Consider the following 13632-nt stretch of genomic DNA (forward strand, 5'->3'; position numbering starts at 1 on the left):
ACAGGACCGGCCACCTCGTCGTGCCGCCGTGTCGTGCCACCACGCCGTGGGACGAGCTCGCGTCAGCGGCGTCCGTGGGCGCGGAGGGCGCGGAGCAGCCCGGCCAGGTGCGGCTCCGGGCCGTAGTGCTCCCGGACCCACTCGCGGCACCGTGCGCCGAGGGAGGGGTCGTGGACGGCCTCGTCGAGGACGTCGAGGACCTTCTTCGCGAGTGCCGCGGTGTCCTCCGGGTCGACGGTGAACCGCGCCCACTCGTCGGCGAGGATCTCGCCGGTGCCGCCGGACGCCGCTGCGACGACCGGACGGCCGGCGGACATGGCCTCGACGACGACGCGGCCGAAGCCCTCCGGCTCGATCGACGGCACCACGACCAGGTCGGCCGCGTGCAGGAGCGGGACGACGTCGTCCCGCTCCGGCAGCACGAGGACCGAGCCGTCGGGGAGCGCGTCGATCGCGCGCTGCACCGCGGGGGCGTCTCCGGGGCGGAGCGCACCGGCGAGCACCAGGAGCGGCTCGCGGCGCGGGGCGGTGGCGCCCGTCGTGACGGTGGTCACCGGCAGGCGGTCGGAGGCGGTCGCGAGGACGCGGCCCCAGGCCTCGAGGAGCGCGAGCACGCCCTTCGACGGGGTCAGTCGGCCGTAGTACAGGACCGTCGGCGTGGCGTCGTCGATGCCGAGCGTCACCCGGGCCGCGCGCACCTGGTGCGGCGTGGACGCGGGGAAGGCGTCGGTGTCGACCCCGTTCGGCACGACGGTGATGCGCTGCGGCGGCACACCGGCTGCGGCCCAGGCACGCGCCATCGCGTGCGAGACAGCGAGGTACTCGGTGCGTCCGCCGGCGAGCAGCCCGAGGCGCGCGTAGTTCGGCGCGTGGTGCAGGTGGACCACGAGGGGGACGCCGGCGACCGTCGAGACGAGGCGGCCCCACGGCAGGAACTCCGGCCGGTTCAGCCAGAGCACGTCGAGGCGGGCCCGACGGACGGCGAGGCCCTGCCGGACGAAGCGCAGGGCGTCACCGACCGCGGACCGCAGTCCGAAGCGGTAGTCGCTCGCGTGGTGCAGGCGGACGCCGAGGTCGTCGTACGCGGCACGACCGGCGTCGGCGGGGCCGGAGACGGCGGGACGGTGCCAGACCTCGACGTCGAGGCCGGCGGCGACGAGCTCGCGGGTGTCCTCGAGGACGCAGCGTTCCACCCCGCCCGTGATCGCGAGGCCGTTCGTCACGACGCCGACCCGCGGGGGACGCGCCGCGGTGGTCCGGTGCCGACGGCGCGGACGGCGACGGTCGATGCCGCGGTGGCTCATGCGACACCGCCGCGGGCCGCGCGCAGGCGACGGAAGAACCAGGGCATGCAGCCGAGGACGCCGGCGATCCGGACGCAGTTCCAGAACAGGTCCTGCGGGACGAACACCGAGACACCGGCGACCGTCAGGGCCGAGAGCACCACCAGGACGACCCGCAACGGCGGACCGTGCCACTCGCGCCGGTCGGACAGCGACGCCTGCTGCAGCGCGGCGAGGCCCGCGTAGGAGATGACCGTCGCGAGGCCGGCCCCGGCGATGCCGAGGACCGGCACCAGGAGCAGGTTCGCGCCGATGTTCACCACGCCGGCGACCGCACCGATGACCCCGACGGCGACCCCGCGACGCTCGATGAGCAGCAGCCGTCCGGTGGCACCGCTCGCGACGACCGGGAACGCGGTGATGGCGACGACGAACACGACGACGGTGAGGTGCTCCACGCGGTACGACGCCGGGGCGAGGATCGGCAGCGCGATCGGCGACACGAGGGTCACCGCGAGCAGCACGGGGGCGAGCAGCTTGTACAGCTCGTCGCGGGAGTGCATCGCGAGCTGCCGGCGGGCGACACCGTCGCGGAGGGCGGCGAAGAGCGGCGCCCAGGCCTGGTTCGTGAACGTGAGGAGCAGGATGACGGCCGACCCGACGACGTAGGCGATCTGGTAGCGGGCGACCTCGTCCGGGCCGAGCAGCCGCTGCACGACGAGGCGGTCCCCGGCGTTCAGCACGAAGTAGGACAGGCTGCCGAGGGCGACCGGGATGCCGAGGCGGAACGCCCTGGCGGTCGTCTTCCGGTCCAGGAGCCCGGCCAGGCGCGGCTTCGTCGCCGCGATGCCGATCACCATCGCCACGCCCTGCGCGACGACACCGCCCCAGGCGTACGTGGTCGCGTCGGCCCGCACGAACGTCAGGAGACCGAGCCCGATGATCGAGCCGCCGATCGAGGACAGCAGGCTCGTCACCGCGAAGACCTTGATGCGGTCCTGCGCGACGAGGAGCGCGAGGGAGATCTGCACGATCGCCGCGGGTCCGGTCCACAGCACGGCGACGAGGAGCAGCGGGTGGTTGCCGATGAACCCGGCGGCGTCGCCCCAGAGCGGGATGGTCGTCAGGGCGATGACCGTGACGATGCTCGCCGTGATCATGCCGACGGCGAGCAGGCCGCGGGCGCGGGTGTCCGTGCCGTCCTCGGCGCGCTGCAGCACCGACGCCTGGTCGATGCCCATCACGGCGAGGACGACGAGCGCCTGGTACAGGGCGATCGCGGACGCCAGGACGCCGAACTCCGCCGGCGGCATGAGGTGCGCCAGCACGGGGGAGATCAGCGAGGAGACGACGAGCTGCATCGACCAGACGACGACGTACAGCAGGCCGCGGCCGAACAGGACCGAGGCGCCCTTGCGGACGGCGACGCTGCCCGTGTCGAGGGCCTCCGCGGCGCCCTCGGTGGGGGCGAGGTCCGGGACGGTGATGGTGCCGGTCGCAGTGGCGCCGGGGGCGGGGACAGCGGCGGCACCGGGTGCCGGGGCAGCGACGGGGGCAGCGGCTGCGGGCGTGCCTGCGGCGTCGCGGGCGGCTGCGTCGCGGACGGCGCGGGCCTCGCGGCGGGTCTGGGGGGCGCTCACGGTGCGACCACCTCGCGGGCGGCCTCGGTGTGGAGGTCGAACGCGGCGTCGATCACGTCGAGCAGGTCGGAGCTGACAGCGGTGGAGAACTTCCGCGCGAACACGTGCTGCGGCGCCACGCCCGGCTCCGTCCGACGCTCGAGCAGGCGCCCGGCGTCGGCGGTGCCCAGCCACGGCGGGCTCTTCTGCGCGGTGCCGTCCCACCCGATCCACCACAGGGCGTGCGGGACGTGCTCGTCGGCGAAGTCCGGCACCAGGGCGGGGGAGCGCAGCACCGACGGCACGAAGGTCTCGTCGGCGATCCACACGCGCTTCCAGAACCGGACCAGGTCGGGACGGCTGTCGACGACCTCGACGACGGCCTCGGCATGGTGCCGGGCGAGGACCTTGAGCTGCGAACCACCGGCGAACACCACGTCACGCGGGACCCGGCGGGGGACCGGGACGCGGAGCATGTGCTTCCGCCAGGCCCAGTGCGGGAAACGGATCCGCGCGGCCCCGCCGTCCCGACCCCACGCGGGGTGCGGCAGCGGACGGGCGTCGATGAACGACTCCTCGGGGTGCGCCTCGAGCAGGTCCTGGATCTCCGCCGCGTTCGCCAGCGGGTAGTCGCTCCCGGTCAGGACCGCCACGTGCGAGGCGTCCGTCTCGGCGAGCGCCGCACGGTACCCCTCGACCTCGGCGGCGACGTTCTCCCACTTCGCCCACCCGGTGCGGATCCGGGGCAGCACCCGGACGCGCTCGGGCAGGCCGTCGGTCATCGCCCGGAAGACGGACTCCGAGGTGCGCGCGTCGCAGTGCAGGAACACCGGGAACGGATCGAGCGCCTCGACGAGTCGGCGCACGTGCCGAGGGTCCTCATGAGCGAGGACGATGCACGCGAGAGCGGCTGGGGAGATGGCCATGGACGCGACGCTAACGGCGGCGTTCCCGGGCCGACAAGGCGATCAGGGGCCCTCTGCGGGGAAGCGGCGGTTTCCCGCACCCACCCGCCGAACCGGGGTGTGATCAGCGTTTCTTGCGGAACCGGGGACAGTCGCAGAGCGCGCAGTCGCTGCCGGGCCGGTAGTGCTCGTGCGCCGCCTGCTGGTGACCGCAGACGCAGGTCGCGGAGTCCTCGGCCGCCGGCACCGCCACGAGGGTCGGACCGGACGTGGGCGCAGCGGCGCCGTCGGCCGTACGGGGGACACCGAGCTCGGTCGTGGGGCCCAGCGGCATGCGTCCTCCTCGTGCCCGACGTGCTGCCGTCAGGTCGTACGCTGATTCTAGGGGGAACACGCCGCCCCCGTAGCGGCAAACCGCAAGAGCCGCGACCGTCGCCGCAACCACCCGCCGGCACCGTTGACCACGTCACCTGGCCACCGGAGCATCGACGACATGACCGACCCCCAGGCGACCACGACCCGCGTGCTCACGCTCACGCCCGCCATGCCCTCGCCCGACGCCCCGGCATGGGCCGGTGCGGCCTGGGTCGGCGCCGTCGACCGGCAGGAGGCGCTCGCCGCCTCCGCCGTCGAGCTCGCCGGTGCCGCCGGCTTCCGCCGCGCCCGCCTGCTCGTCCGCGACGGCCGCGAGGTCGCCGGCTTCGTCGACGTCGCCGTCGACGCGAGCGGCGACGTGGACCTGACCGAGCTGCGACCGGCCCTCGACGCACTCCGCACCACGAGCCTCCCGTCCGGCCCCGCCGGCACGCCGGTCGGCCGCGTCTCCGTCGTCATCGGCACCCGCGACCGTCCGGAGGACGTCCGCACCTGCGTGCAGTCCGTCCTGGCGTCGGCGTACGACGACTTCGAGGTCTTCGTCGTCGACAACGCGCCGTCCACGACCGCGACCCGCGACGTGGTCGCGTCGTTCGCGGACCCGCGCCTCCACTACGTCCTGGAGGCCCGACCCGGCGTCTCCCGCGCACGGAACGCCGGTCTCGCCCGCGCCTCCGGCAGCGTGGTCGCCTTCGTCGACGACGACGTCGTCGTCGACCGGTCCTGGCTCGCCGGCGTCGCCGACGCCTTCGCCCGCGACGCGGACGTCGTCTGCGTGACCGGGCTCGTGCCGAGTGGCGAACTGCGCACGCCCACCCAGCGGTACTTCGACGAGCGGGTGACGTGGGCGCGGAACCTCGAGCGTCGGGTGTTCCGCACCGCGACGCCGCCCGCCGACCTGCCGCTCTTCCCGTTCTCCGTCGGGGCGTTCGGCACCGGCGCGAACATGTCGCTCCGACGCGCACCCGCCATCGCCCTCGGCGGGTTCGACGTCGCGCTCGGCCCGGGGACCCCGTCCCGCGCGGGCGAGGACCCCGACCTGTTCACCCGCGTGCTGCTGTCGGGTGGGGCGCTCGCCGTGGAGCCCTCCGCCTTCGTGTGGCACCGGCACCGTGCGGACCGGGCGGCGCTGCGGTCGCAGGCGCTCGGGTACGGCACCGGGCTCGGCGCCTGGGTCACGAAGCTGATGCTGCGCCCGGCCACCGCGTTCGCCGTGTTCCGGCGGGCGACCGGTGCGCTGAAGCAGCTCGGGGCGCTCGGCCAGGGCGCCGGGACCGACCAGGTGTCCGCTGCCGTGGACGCCGTCGGTGGGTGGCCCGTCGACGAGGAGTTCCGCGCGGCCACCGCCGGGCTCAAGCGCGTCGAGCTCGTCGCGGCGCTCGGCGGGCCGTGGCGCTACCTGCTCGGCCGGCTGCGGTCGCGGCGGGGCTGACGCGCGGGGCGGTCCGGCTGCCTGCTGCCCGCTGGGGCGCGTCTGGCAGCTGCCCGCTGACGATCTGCCTCGCTGATCCGACTCGGAACGACATCGTGGTCGTCGTACGACAGCCGCGTTGTCGCGCGCCCGCCGACCCGAGCGAGCCGCTGACGCCGGACGACATCGTCGTCGTCGTACGACAGCGATCGTGTCGTCTGATGCGGACGCATGTGCTGCGTACGCATGGGTCGACACCGCACGCGTCGTTCGACCGGTGCCGTGTCGTTCTGTGCGGACGCATGTGGTGCGTGCGCATGGGTCGACACCGCACGCGTCGTTCGACTCGTGCCGTGTCGGAGCATGCAGACGGATCGACGCCGAACGACACCGTCGACGTCCGACGTCCGACGACAGCGATGGTGTCGCGCCCCCGCACGCACGACGACGCCGGGGCCACGAGGACCCCGGCGTCGGACGGACGACGCAGCAGCAGTGCCGCCAGCGCCCTACGCGCGGAAGCGACCGGCCTCCACGTCACGCCAGCGGCGGCGGCTGCGGTACCAGGCGGCGGGACCGGCCGGGAAGCCGCGGAGCTCGTGGTACGCCAGGGACCGCGGGATGCGTGTGGTCGAGGCCTCGTTCGTCGTCTCGGCTGCCGCGTCACGACGACCCGCGAGCCGGGACGCCATCTGCTTCGCCTTGACCTTCGCGGCGAGCGGCATCAGGCGCGCGAGGACCGTCAGGTGCCGCTTGTCCTTGGCGGCGAGCGCACACATCAGCGCGGTGAACCCGACGCCGTTGCCGTGCAGCTGCTTGTGCAGGTCCTCGACGGTCTGGCGGTGCCGGTGGTGCACGACGGCCTTCGGCTCGAAGCCGATGCGGCCTCCGCGCCAGAGCGTCTCGATGAACATCGCCAGGTCCTCGCCCCCGCGGGCGGGGGAGCCGGCACCGAGTGTGGTGTCGAACCCGCCGACGGTGTCGATGAGGGAGCGGCGGTACGCCATGTTCGCACCGGCGCCGTACGCACCGATGCCGTACACGGCGAAGGTCTTGCGGACGGTCCCGTCGGGACGCACGGCGGAGACGCGGGCGTGCCGCATCGCGCCCTTGACGTCGTCCGGGACGATCGTCACCGGGGCGAAGGTGCGCTCGGCGCTGAACCCGCCGTAGTAGGCCTCGTACCAGATCTGCGCCGGGGTGGTCAGCTCGACGGGCAGGATCACGCCGGTGACCGCGTCGAGGCCGGGCTCGCGGACGAACCGGGTGCCGATCGCGCGGAGCCACTGCGGGTCGACGCGGACGTCGTCGTCGGTGAACGCGATGACGTTACCGGTCGCGGCGGCCACACCGGCGTTGCGCCCGGCGGAGAGCCCGGGGCGTCGCTCGGTGACCAGACGGACGTTGCGGCCCTCGAGCATGGCGGGCAGCGCGTCGATGTCGGGGAGCTTCACGCGGTTGTCGACGAGGATGACCTCGTGGTCCGGGTAGTCGAGGTGCTCGAGCACGTCGAGCAGCTTCCCGAGGTCCTCGACGCGGTCGACGACGGTGGAGACCACGACGGAGATCGTCGGGAGCTCCTCGTCGGTCACGGGGGCGTGGTCGTCGAAGGCGCCCTCCTCGACCATGGAGGAGACCAGCGGCGCGAGCGCACGGGAGGCGTCGGCCGGGTCGGCGGTGAGCAGGAGGTCGAGGGTGGTGACCGGGTACCCGTCGCGGTAGCCGATGACCAGCGCGGAGGCACCGGTCTCGTCCGCGACGAGCTCGGGCAGGGGAGCGTCGAGGTTGATGCCGATGACACGGCGCGGGCCGGGCACGTTGACGGCGGGGAGGGAGACCATGAGGGGGACGCTACGGTTCCCCCATCCTGTGGACAACGGACGGCGGAGTCCGTGGCGGGGTTCATGCGGGGTTCCGCAGGCCCCCTCATGGAGTGAGCGCTCACCGGCGAACTCCCTGCCGATCGGAAGGTCACACTCAGGTCACGGACCGCCTGCAACCGGTTGCGCCCACTGTGCACCGGGCGTAGCGTCACCGCCCAGCAGGCAGCGTCGCCTGCTCCAGGCCGGTGCTGTCGTGACACGATGCGCGCTGCCTGGTGATCTCGATGAGGAGACAACGCCGTGAAGAACACACGCGAGAAGATGCGTCTGGCATCGGTGGCCGGGGTCGCCGTGATCGGCCTGACCCTGGCCGGCTGCTCGAGCGGGAGCTCGGCCTCGGACGACGCGAAGACCGGCCAGGACAGCCGCGGTCCGATCACCTACGTGCAGGGCAAGGACAACTCGAACGTCGTCCGCCCGCTCATCGCCAAGTGGAACAAGGCCCACCCGGACGAGAAGGTCACCTTCAAGGAGCAGTCCGACCAGGCCGACCAGCAGCACGACGACCTCGTGCAGCACTTCCAGGCGAAGGACGACGGCTACGACGTGGTGGACGTCGACGTCGTGTGGACGGCGGAGTTCGCGGCGAAGAGCTGGCTCACCCCGCTCACCGGCGACATGGCGCTCGACACCTCGAAGCTGCTGCCGTCGACCGTGAAGACGGCCACGTACAACGACACCCTCTACGCGGCCCCGCAGACCTCCGACGGCGCCCTGCTCTACTACCGCAAGGACCTCGTCAAGACGCCGCCCACCACCTGGGCGGACATGATGCAGGACTGCTCGATCGCGAAGGACGCCGGCATCGGCTGCTACGCCGGCCAGTTCGCGAAGTACGAGGGCCTGACGGTGAACGCGTCGGAGGCCGTGAACGGCTCCGGCGGCTCGATCCTGAACGCGAAGGGCGCCCCGGACGTCGACACGTCGAAGGCCAAGGCCGGCCTGCAGAACCTGGTCGACGCGTTCAAGGACGGCAACATCCCGGCCGAGGCGATCACGTACCAGGAGGAGCAGGGTCGCACCGCGTTCGAGGACGGCAAGCTGCTGTTCCTGCGCAACTGGCCCTACGTCTACAACCTCGCCAAGACCGACGGCTCGTCGAAGGTGAAGGACACCTTCGGCATCGCCCCGATCCCGGGCGCGGACGGCGTCGGTGCGTCGACGCTCGGTGGCCACAACGCGGCGATCAGCGTGTACTCGAAGCACAAGGCGACGGCGCACGACTTCCTCGAGTTCCTGATCTCGAACGACACGCAGAAGTTCTTCGCGACGCAGGGATCGCTCGCCCCGGTCATCGGTGACCTCTACACGGACTCCGAGCTGACGGCGAAGCTGCCGTACCTGCCCACGCTCCTCGAGTCGATCAAGAGCGCCGAGCCCCGCCCGGTCACGCCCTTCTACCCGGCGGTGACGAAGGCGATCCAGGACAACTCGTACGCCGCCCTCAAGGGCTCGAAGAGCGTCGACGAGGCCATGAAGGACATGGACGCTGCCCTGAAGTCGGCGACCAGCAGCAACTAGCGGCCCCGGTCGCGCGGCTCGCGCCGCATCGGACGGGAGGCTCGTGGCGGCCTGGCCACGATCCTCCCGTCCGCCCCACCATGCGTTCCGACACCGGCAAGGAGGCCGTCCGTGTCAGCAGCAACCGAGATCCCCGCAGCCATCCCGAACCCCCAGGGGCTGGAGCCGCGCAAGCGGCGGAAGGGCGGGCTGAACGCCGAGCACGGCCGGTGGGCCGTGTACCTCATCGGGCCGACGATCGTGCTCCTCGCCATCGTCATCGGCTACCCCGTCGTCAGCGCGGTCATCCAGTCGTTCCAGCTCGACGCCGGGCTCGACAAGGCGACCGGGCTGTTCGTCGCCGGAGGCTTCGCGGGCGTCACCAACTACGTGCACTGGCTCGGACAGCGGTGCGGCGAGGTCACCTGCCCGCCCGGCAGCCTCGGCTCGCAGTTCTGGGTGGCGTTCGGCAACACGTTCTTCTTCACCCTCGTCACGGTCGTGCTCGAGACGGTGATCGGGCTGTGGATGGCCATCATCATGAACCGCAACTTCCGGGGCCGTGCGCTCGTCCGGGCCGCGATCCTCGTGCCGTGGGCCATCCCGACCGCCGTCACCGCGAAGCTCTGGTACTTCATCTTCGACGCGAACGGCGTGCTCAACCACGTCATCGGGCACCAGGTCCTCTGGTTCTCCGACGAGTGGGCGTCCCGGTTCGCGATCGTCATCGCGGACACCTGGAAGACGACGCCGTTCATGGCGCTGCTCATCCTGGCCGGGCTGCAGCTGATCCCGGACGAGGTGTACGAGGCGAGCAAGATGGACGGCGCCTCGACGATGCAGCGTTTCCTGCTCATCACGCTGCCGCTCGTCCGGCCCGCGCTCATGGTGGCCGTGCTGTTCCGCGTGCTCGACGCGCTCCGCATCTACGACCTCATCGCCATCATGACCGGCGGCGGCGGTGGTTCCGGCAACGCCACGGTCTCCCTCTCGGTGCTCGTCGTCGACCAGATCCGGCAGGGCTTCAACGCCGCGTCGGCCCTGTCCACGATCACCTTCGTCATCGTCTTCCTCGTCGCGTTCGTGTTCGTCCGGTTCCTCGGGGCGAACGTCGTGCAGACCCAGGCAGCCCAGCAGAAGGGTGAACTCAAGTGACCCTCGCAGCAGACCGTCCCCGGGCGTCGGCCCGGTCCCGCGACCACGCCGTCGACACCAGTGACGTCCGCGTCAAGCGGCACACGGGCCCCCGGGTCCGCACCGCGATCCAGGCGCTCGTCATCGCCGTGTGGTGCCTCCTGCCGTTCTACTGGATGATCGTCACGAGCTTCCGGGACGTCGGCTACACGTTCGACCCGACGCCGTGGTTCACGCACGTGACGCTGGACAACTACGCGACGGCGTTCTCGACCGCCCTCGGCAACCACCTGGGCCGCGCGCTGCTCAACAGCGTGTTCATCGGTGCGGTCGTGACGGTCATCGCGCTGCTCGTCGGCACGACCGCCGCCTACGCGCTGGCCCGGCTCGAGTTCCGCGGCAAGTCCCTCATCGCCGGCGCGATCCTGGCCGCGTCGATGTTCCCCGGCGTCGCGCTGATCTCCCCGCTGTTCCAGCTCTTCACGGACATCGGGTGGATGGGCTCGTACCAGGCACTCATCCTGCCGAGCATCTCGTTCGTGCTGCCGCTGACGGTCTACACGCTGGCGTCGTTCTTCCGCGAGATGCCGTGGGACCTCGAGGAGGCCGCCCGCATCGACGGGTGCACCCGCGTGCAGGCGTTCCGCCGGATCATCCTGCCGCTGGCCGCCCCCGCGGTGTTCACGACGGCGATCCTGGCGTTCATCTCGTCCTGGAACGAGTACCTCATCTCGTCCCAGCTCTCGAGCGACGCCACGCAGCCGGTCACCGTCGCGATCGCGTCGTTCGCGGGGTCGCAGCCGCACCAGGAGCCGTACACCGCGGTGATGGCCGCCGGGACGATCGTCACGATCCCGCTCGTGATCCTGGTGCTCGTGTTCCAGCGACGCATCGTGGCGGGCCTCACCGCCGGCGGCGTGAAGGGCTGACGACCGTGGCGCTCAGAGCACCCCGTCGCCCCTCGGCACCGATCGAGGAGGCCATGGGCTTCGTCGGCTTCTTCGGTGTCGTGTTCCTCGTCGTCACCATCGCCTGCGAGCTCTCCGGTCGGCCGGCGCTCGGCTGGGCGCTGACGCTCCTGGCCCTGGTCCTCGTCGTCGTCGTGCTCGACCGCTGGCGCGTCCTGGTGCTCCGGCGGAGCGCGGACACGACGTCGGCACCGTCGCCCGTGGTCGCGAGCCGGGGTCCCGGGGACGCGACGCGCGCGTCGGACGGCTGACGAGCCTCCTGGCCGGCACCGCGGTGGGGATCCAGGAGATCGCGACCGTCACCGGGCTGTCGAAGGCGACGGTGTCCCGGGCGCTGCGCGGGCTGCCGTCGGTGGCGGAGACGACCGTCGACCACGTGCGGCGGGTCGCCGACGAGCTCGGGTACGTGCCGAGCTCGGCGGCGGCCGGCCTGGCCACCGGACGGCAGCGCGCGGTCGGCGTCGTCGTGCCGGTCATCGACCGGTGGTTCTACGCCAAGGCCATCGGCGGTGTCGACGTCGAGCTGCGCCGGGCCGGGTACGACCTGGTGCTCTACAACCTCGGCGGGCCGGGCGGCGACCGCGACCGGGCGTTCCGACGGTCGATGCTGCGGCACCGGGTCGACGCGCTCGTGCTGCTCTCGCTGGTCCTCGACGAGACGGAGCGCTCCGAGCTGGAGCTCACCAGGCACCCGATGATCGTGATCGGGGGACCGGCACCCGGCCTGCGGAACGTCGGGGTCGACGACGTCGCGGTCGCGGCCACCGCGGTCGGGCACCTGCTCGGCCTCGGACACCGGCGGATCGCGTACGTCGGAGGGCAGGACGAGGCCGGCATGAACGTCGCGGTGCCGTACCGGCGGCGGGACGGGTTCCTCGGGGCGATGGCGGCTGCCGGGTTGCACGTGCCGCCGTCGTGGCTGGCGGACGGGCGGTTCTCGTTCGCCGGGGGAGTGGCCGCGGGGGCCATGCTGCTCGGCGGGTCCGGGACCGGGTCCGCGTCCGTGGCGGGGTCCGGGTCTGCGTCCGGGTCTGCGGCGGGGTGCGGGTCTGCGTCCGTGTCCGGGCGTCCGACCGCGGTGTTCTGCGCCTCGGACGAGATGGCGCTCGGGGTGCTGCTCGCGGCACGGCGGCTCGGGCTCCGGGTGCCGGACGACCTGTCGGTGATCGGCATCGACGGGCACGAGTACGGCGCTGCCGTCGGCCTGACGACGGTCGCGCAGGACCCCGAGGCGCAGGGGCGGGTGGCCGCGCGGGCGGTGCTCGCCGAGGTCGACGGGGCTCGGCCCGAGGCCGTGCCGCCCGCGCCCGCGACCCTCGTGGTGCGGGGGACGACGGGGGTGCCGCGGGGGTAGGGGGCGCCGGCCGGGGCCGGGGTAGGGGGGGGCTGCCGCGTGCCGCGCCCTGCCGTGGACATCGCGCCCTGGTCTGACGGGGCGCGATGTCCGTACCGGGGCGCGATCCTGCCGTGCGCACCCGCGGCGACGCATTGCCGTGGCCGCCGCCCGCCGCCAGCGCCGCACCGCCAGCCCCGCCGCAACCGCCGCCCGCCGCCCCCCGCGTACGCTCGCCGGCATGGACGTCACCAAGCTCGAGCACGCGTGCCAGGTCGTCACCATCGGCGACGCCCGCCTGGTGATCGACCCCGGCGGCTTCACCCGCCCGGTTGAGGCCACCGGCGTCGTCGCCGTCGTCGTCACGCACGAGCACCCCGACCACGTCACGCCCGAGCAGGTCGCCGGCATCCTCGAGCGCAACCCCGGAGCCGTCGTCCTCGGCCCGGCCGGCGTCGCCCGGGTGCTGCCCGAGATCGACGTCGAGGTCGTCACCGGCGGCGACCACCGCGAGATCGGCCCGTTCGCGCTCACCTTCCACGGGACCCGGCACAACGTCATCCACCGTTCCGTCCCCGTCGTCGACAACACCGGGGTGCTCGTGAACGGCCGGCTGTTCCACCCAGGCGACGCCTACACGGTCCCCGGTGTGCCGGTCGAGGTCCTCGCCGCGCCCGTCGGCGCTCCGTGGCTGAAGGTCGCCGAGATGATGGACTTCGTCGCAGCCGTGGCTCCACGCCGTGCGTACCCGGTCCACGAGGCCACGCTCTCCGCCATCGGCTTCGACATGCACGTCGGTCGCCTCCGCGACGCGGTCGCCCCGACCGGCTCGGTCGTCGTGCTCGCTCCGGGCGAGTCGCTCACGGTCTGACGCGGGTCACCGTCAGGGCGGACGGGAGGCCCGGCTCGGCTCCGTCACGCGGCACGCCCGTGCGACACACCGCGTTTTGGCAGCCTGCGCGGCTTGTGCCATACTTGTCGAGTTGTCGGAACGGCCCCATCGTATAGCGGCCTAGTACGCTGCCCTCTCACGGCGGTAACGCGGGTTCGAATCCCGCTGGGGTCACCACAGGTGACATGCTCCGAGTCCGACAACAGGCATGGGAACGTCGTTCCCGAAGCCAGCCGCGGCCCCATCGTATAGCGGCCTAGTACGCTGCCCTCTCACGGCGGTAACGCGGGTTCGAATCCCGCTGGGGTCACCAGCACGAAGGCCCCCGC

General features: G+C 72.7%; 12 protein-coding genes and 2 tRNA genes. 9 read left to right on the forward strand and 5 right to left on the reverse strand.

Going from position 1 to position 13632, the window contains the following annotated elements; translation table 11 throughout:
- Window positions 1-62: 62 nt before the first annotated feature.
- The 4 genes from ITJ54_RS00050 to ITJ54_RS00065 form a co-directional block, all read right to left on the reverse strand.
- Window positions 63-1304, reverse strand: coding sequence for a glycosyltransferase family 4 protein (locus ITJ54_RS00050; RefSeq protein ID WP_194625347.1), 1242 nt, complete (start codon window positions 1302-1304; stop codon window positions 63-65).
- Complete coding sequence (locus ITJ54_RS00055; protein ID WP_194625348.1) at window positions 1301-2923, reverse strand: lipopolysaccharide biosynthesis protein; 1623 nt, start codon at window positions 2921-2923, stop codon at window positions 1301-1303. Before ITJ54_RS00055 ends, ITJ54_RS00050 begins: the two co-directional genes overlap by 4 nt.
- Window positions 2920-3828, reverse strand: a complete 909-nt coding sequence (locus ITJ54_RS00060) for a beta-1,6-N-acetylglucosaminyltransferase (RefSeq protein ID WP_194625349.1) — start codon at window positions 3826-3828, stop codon at window positions 2920-2922. Before ITJ54_RS00060 ends, ITJ54_RS00055 begins: the two co-directional genes overlap by 4 nt.
- A gap of 103 nt (window positions 3829-3931) precedes the next feature.
- The gene (locus ITJ54_RS00065) at window positions 3932-4141 is read right to left on the reverse strand and encodes a hypothetical protein (protein WP_194625350.1); all 210 of its coding nucleotides are present in this window, start codon (window positions 4139-4141) and stop codon (window positions 3932-3934) included.
- Between the two features lie 159 nt (window positions 4142-4300).
- Between ITJ54_RS00065 and ITJ54_RS00070 the strand changes: the two genes are divergently transcribed.
- The gene (locus ITJ54_RS00070; RefSeq protein WP_194625351.1) at window positions 4301-5614 is read left to right on the forward strand and encodes a glycosyltransferase family 2 protein; all 1314 of its coding nucleotides are present in this window, start codon (window positions 4301-4303) and stop codon (window positions 5612-5614) included.
- Window positions 5615-6102: 488 nt separating this feature from the next.
- Here the strand turns inward: ITJ54_RS00070 and ITJ54_RS00075 are convergent, their stop codons facing one another.
- A complete protein-coding gene (locus ITJ54_RS00075) occupies window positions 6103-7434 on the reverse strand; it encodes a glycosyltransferase (protein ID WP_194625352.1) in 1332 nt (443 codons plus the stop codon).
- A 303-nt stretch (window positions 7435-7737) separates the two neighbouring features.
- On the opposite strand from ITJ54_RS00075, the gene ITJ54_RS00080 reads away from it, so the two are divergent.
- From ITJ54_RS00080 to ITJ54_RS00115, 8 genes are all read left to right on the forward strand, one after another.
- Window positions 7738-8997 carry an ABC transporter substrate-binding protein gene (locus ITJ54_RS00080; RefSeq protein WP_194626152.1) on the forward strand — a complete coding sequence of 420 codons (1260 nt, stop codon included), beginning with the start codon at window positions 7738-7740 and terminating at the stop codon, window positions 8995-8997.
- 111 nt (window positions 8998-9108) lie between these two features.
- Window positions 9109-10131 carry a carbohydrate ABC transporter permease gene (locus tag ITJ54_RS00085; RefSeq protein WP_416354881.1) on the forward strand — a complete coding sequence of 341 codons (1023 nt, stop codon included), beginning with the start codon at window positions 9109-9111 and terminating at the stop codon, window positions 10129-10131.
- Complete coding sequence (locus tag ITJ54_RS00090; RefSeq protein ID WP_194625353.1) at window positions 10128-11039, forward strand: carbohydrate ABC transporter permease; 912 nt, start codon at window positions 10128-10130, stop codon at window positions 11037-11039. Before ITJ54_RS00085 ends, ITJ54_RS00090 begins: the two co-directional genes overlap by 4 nt.
- 5 nt (window positions 11040-11044) lie before the next feature.
- Complete coding sequence (locus tag ITJ54_RS00095) at window positions 11045-11329, forward strand: hypothetical protein (RefSeq protein ID WP_194625354.1); 285 nt, start codon at window positions 11045-11047, stop codon at window positions 11327-11329.
- 23 nt (window positions 11330-11352) lie between these two features.
- Window positions 11353-12432 carry a LacI family DNA-binding transcriptional regulator gene (locus ITJ54_RS00100; RefSeq protein ID WP_194625355.1) on the forward strand — a complete coding sequence of 360 codons (1080 nt, stop codon included), beginning with the start codon at window positions 11353-11355 and terminating at the stop codon, window positions 12430-12432.
- Window positions 12433-12652: 220 nt separating this feature from the next.
- Entirely contained in the window at window positions 12653-13282 is a 630-nt protein-coding gene (locus ITJ54_RS00105; protein WP_194625356.1) for an MBL fold metallo-hydrolase, read from the forward strand.
- Between the two features lie 122 nt (window positions 13283-13404).
- Window positions 13405-13480 (forward strand) — tRNA-Glu (locus tag ITJ54_RS00110).
- Between the two features lie 60 nt (window positions 13481-13540).
- Window positions 13541-13616: transfer RNA gene (locus tag ITJ54_RS00115), tRNA-Glu, on the forward strand.
- The last annotated feature ends 16 nt before the right edge of the window (window positions 13617-13632 follow it).

It is taken from the genome of Curtobacterium sp. VKM Ac-2865, assembly GCF_015350905.1.
Classification (GTDB): Bacteria; Actinomycetota; Actinomycetes; order Actinomycetales; family Microbacteriaceae; genus Curtobacterium.

Excerpts from the sequence above, each read along its gene's own strand:
- ITJ54_RS00050 (WP_194625347.1), bottom strand. The coding sequence starts at position 1,304 with ATGAGCCACCGCGGCATCGACCGTCGCCGTCCGCGCCGTCGGCACCGG.
- ITJ54_RS00105 (WP_194625356.1), top strand. The coding sequence starts at position 12,653 with ATGGACGTCACCAAGCTCGAGCACGCGTGCCAGGTCGTCACCATCGGC.
- ITJ54_RS00065 (WP_194625350.1), bottom strand. The coding sequence starts at position 4,141 with ATGCCGCTGGGCCCCACGACCGAGCTCGGTGTCCCCCGTACGGCCGAC.
- ITJ54_RS00060 (WP_194625349.1), bottom strand. The coding sequence starts at position 3,828 with ATGGCCATCTCCCCAGCCGCTCTCGCGTGCATCGTCCTCGCTCATGAG.
- ITJ54_RS00075 (WP_194625352.1), bottom strand. The coding sequence starts at position 7,434 with ATGGTCTCCCTCCCCGCCGTCAACGTGCCCGGCCCGCGCCGTGTCATC.
- ITJ54_RS00080 (WP_194626152.1), top strand. The coding sequence starts at position 7,738 with ATGCGTCTGGCATCGGTGGCCGGGGTCGCCGTGATCGGCCTGACCCTG.
- ITJ54_RS00070 (WP_194625351.1), top strand. The coding sequence starts at position 4,301 with ATGACCGACCCCCAGGCGACCACGACCCGCGTGCTCACGCTCACGCCC.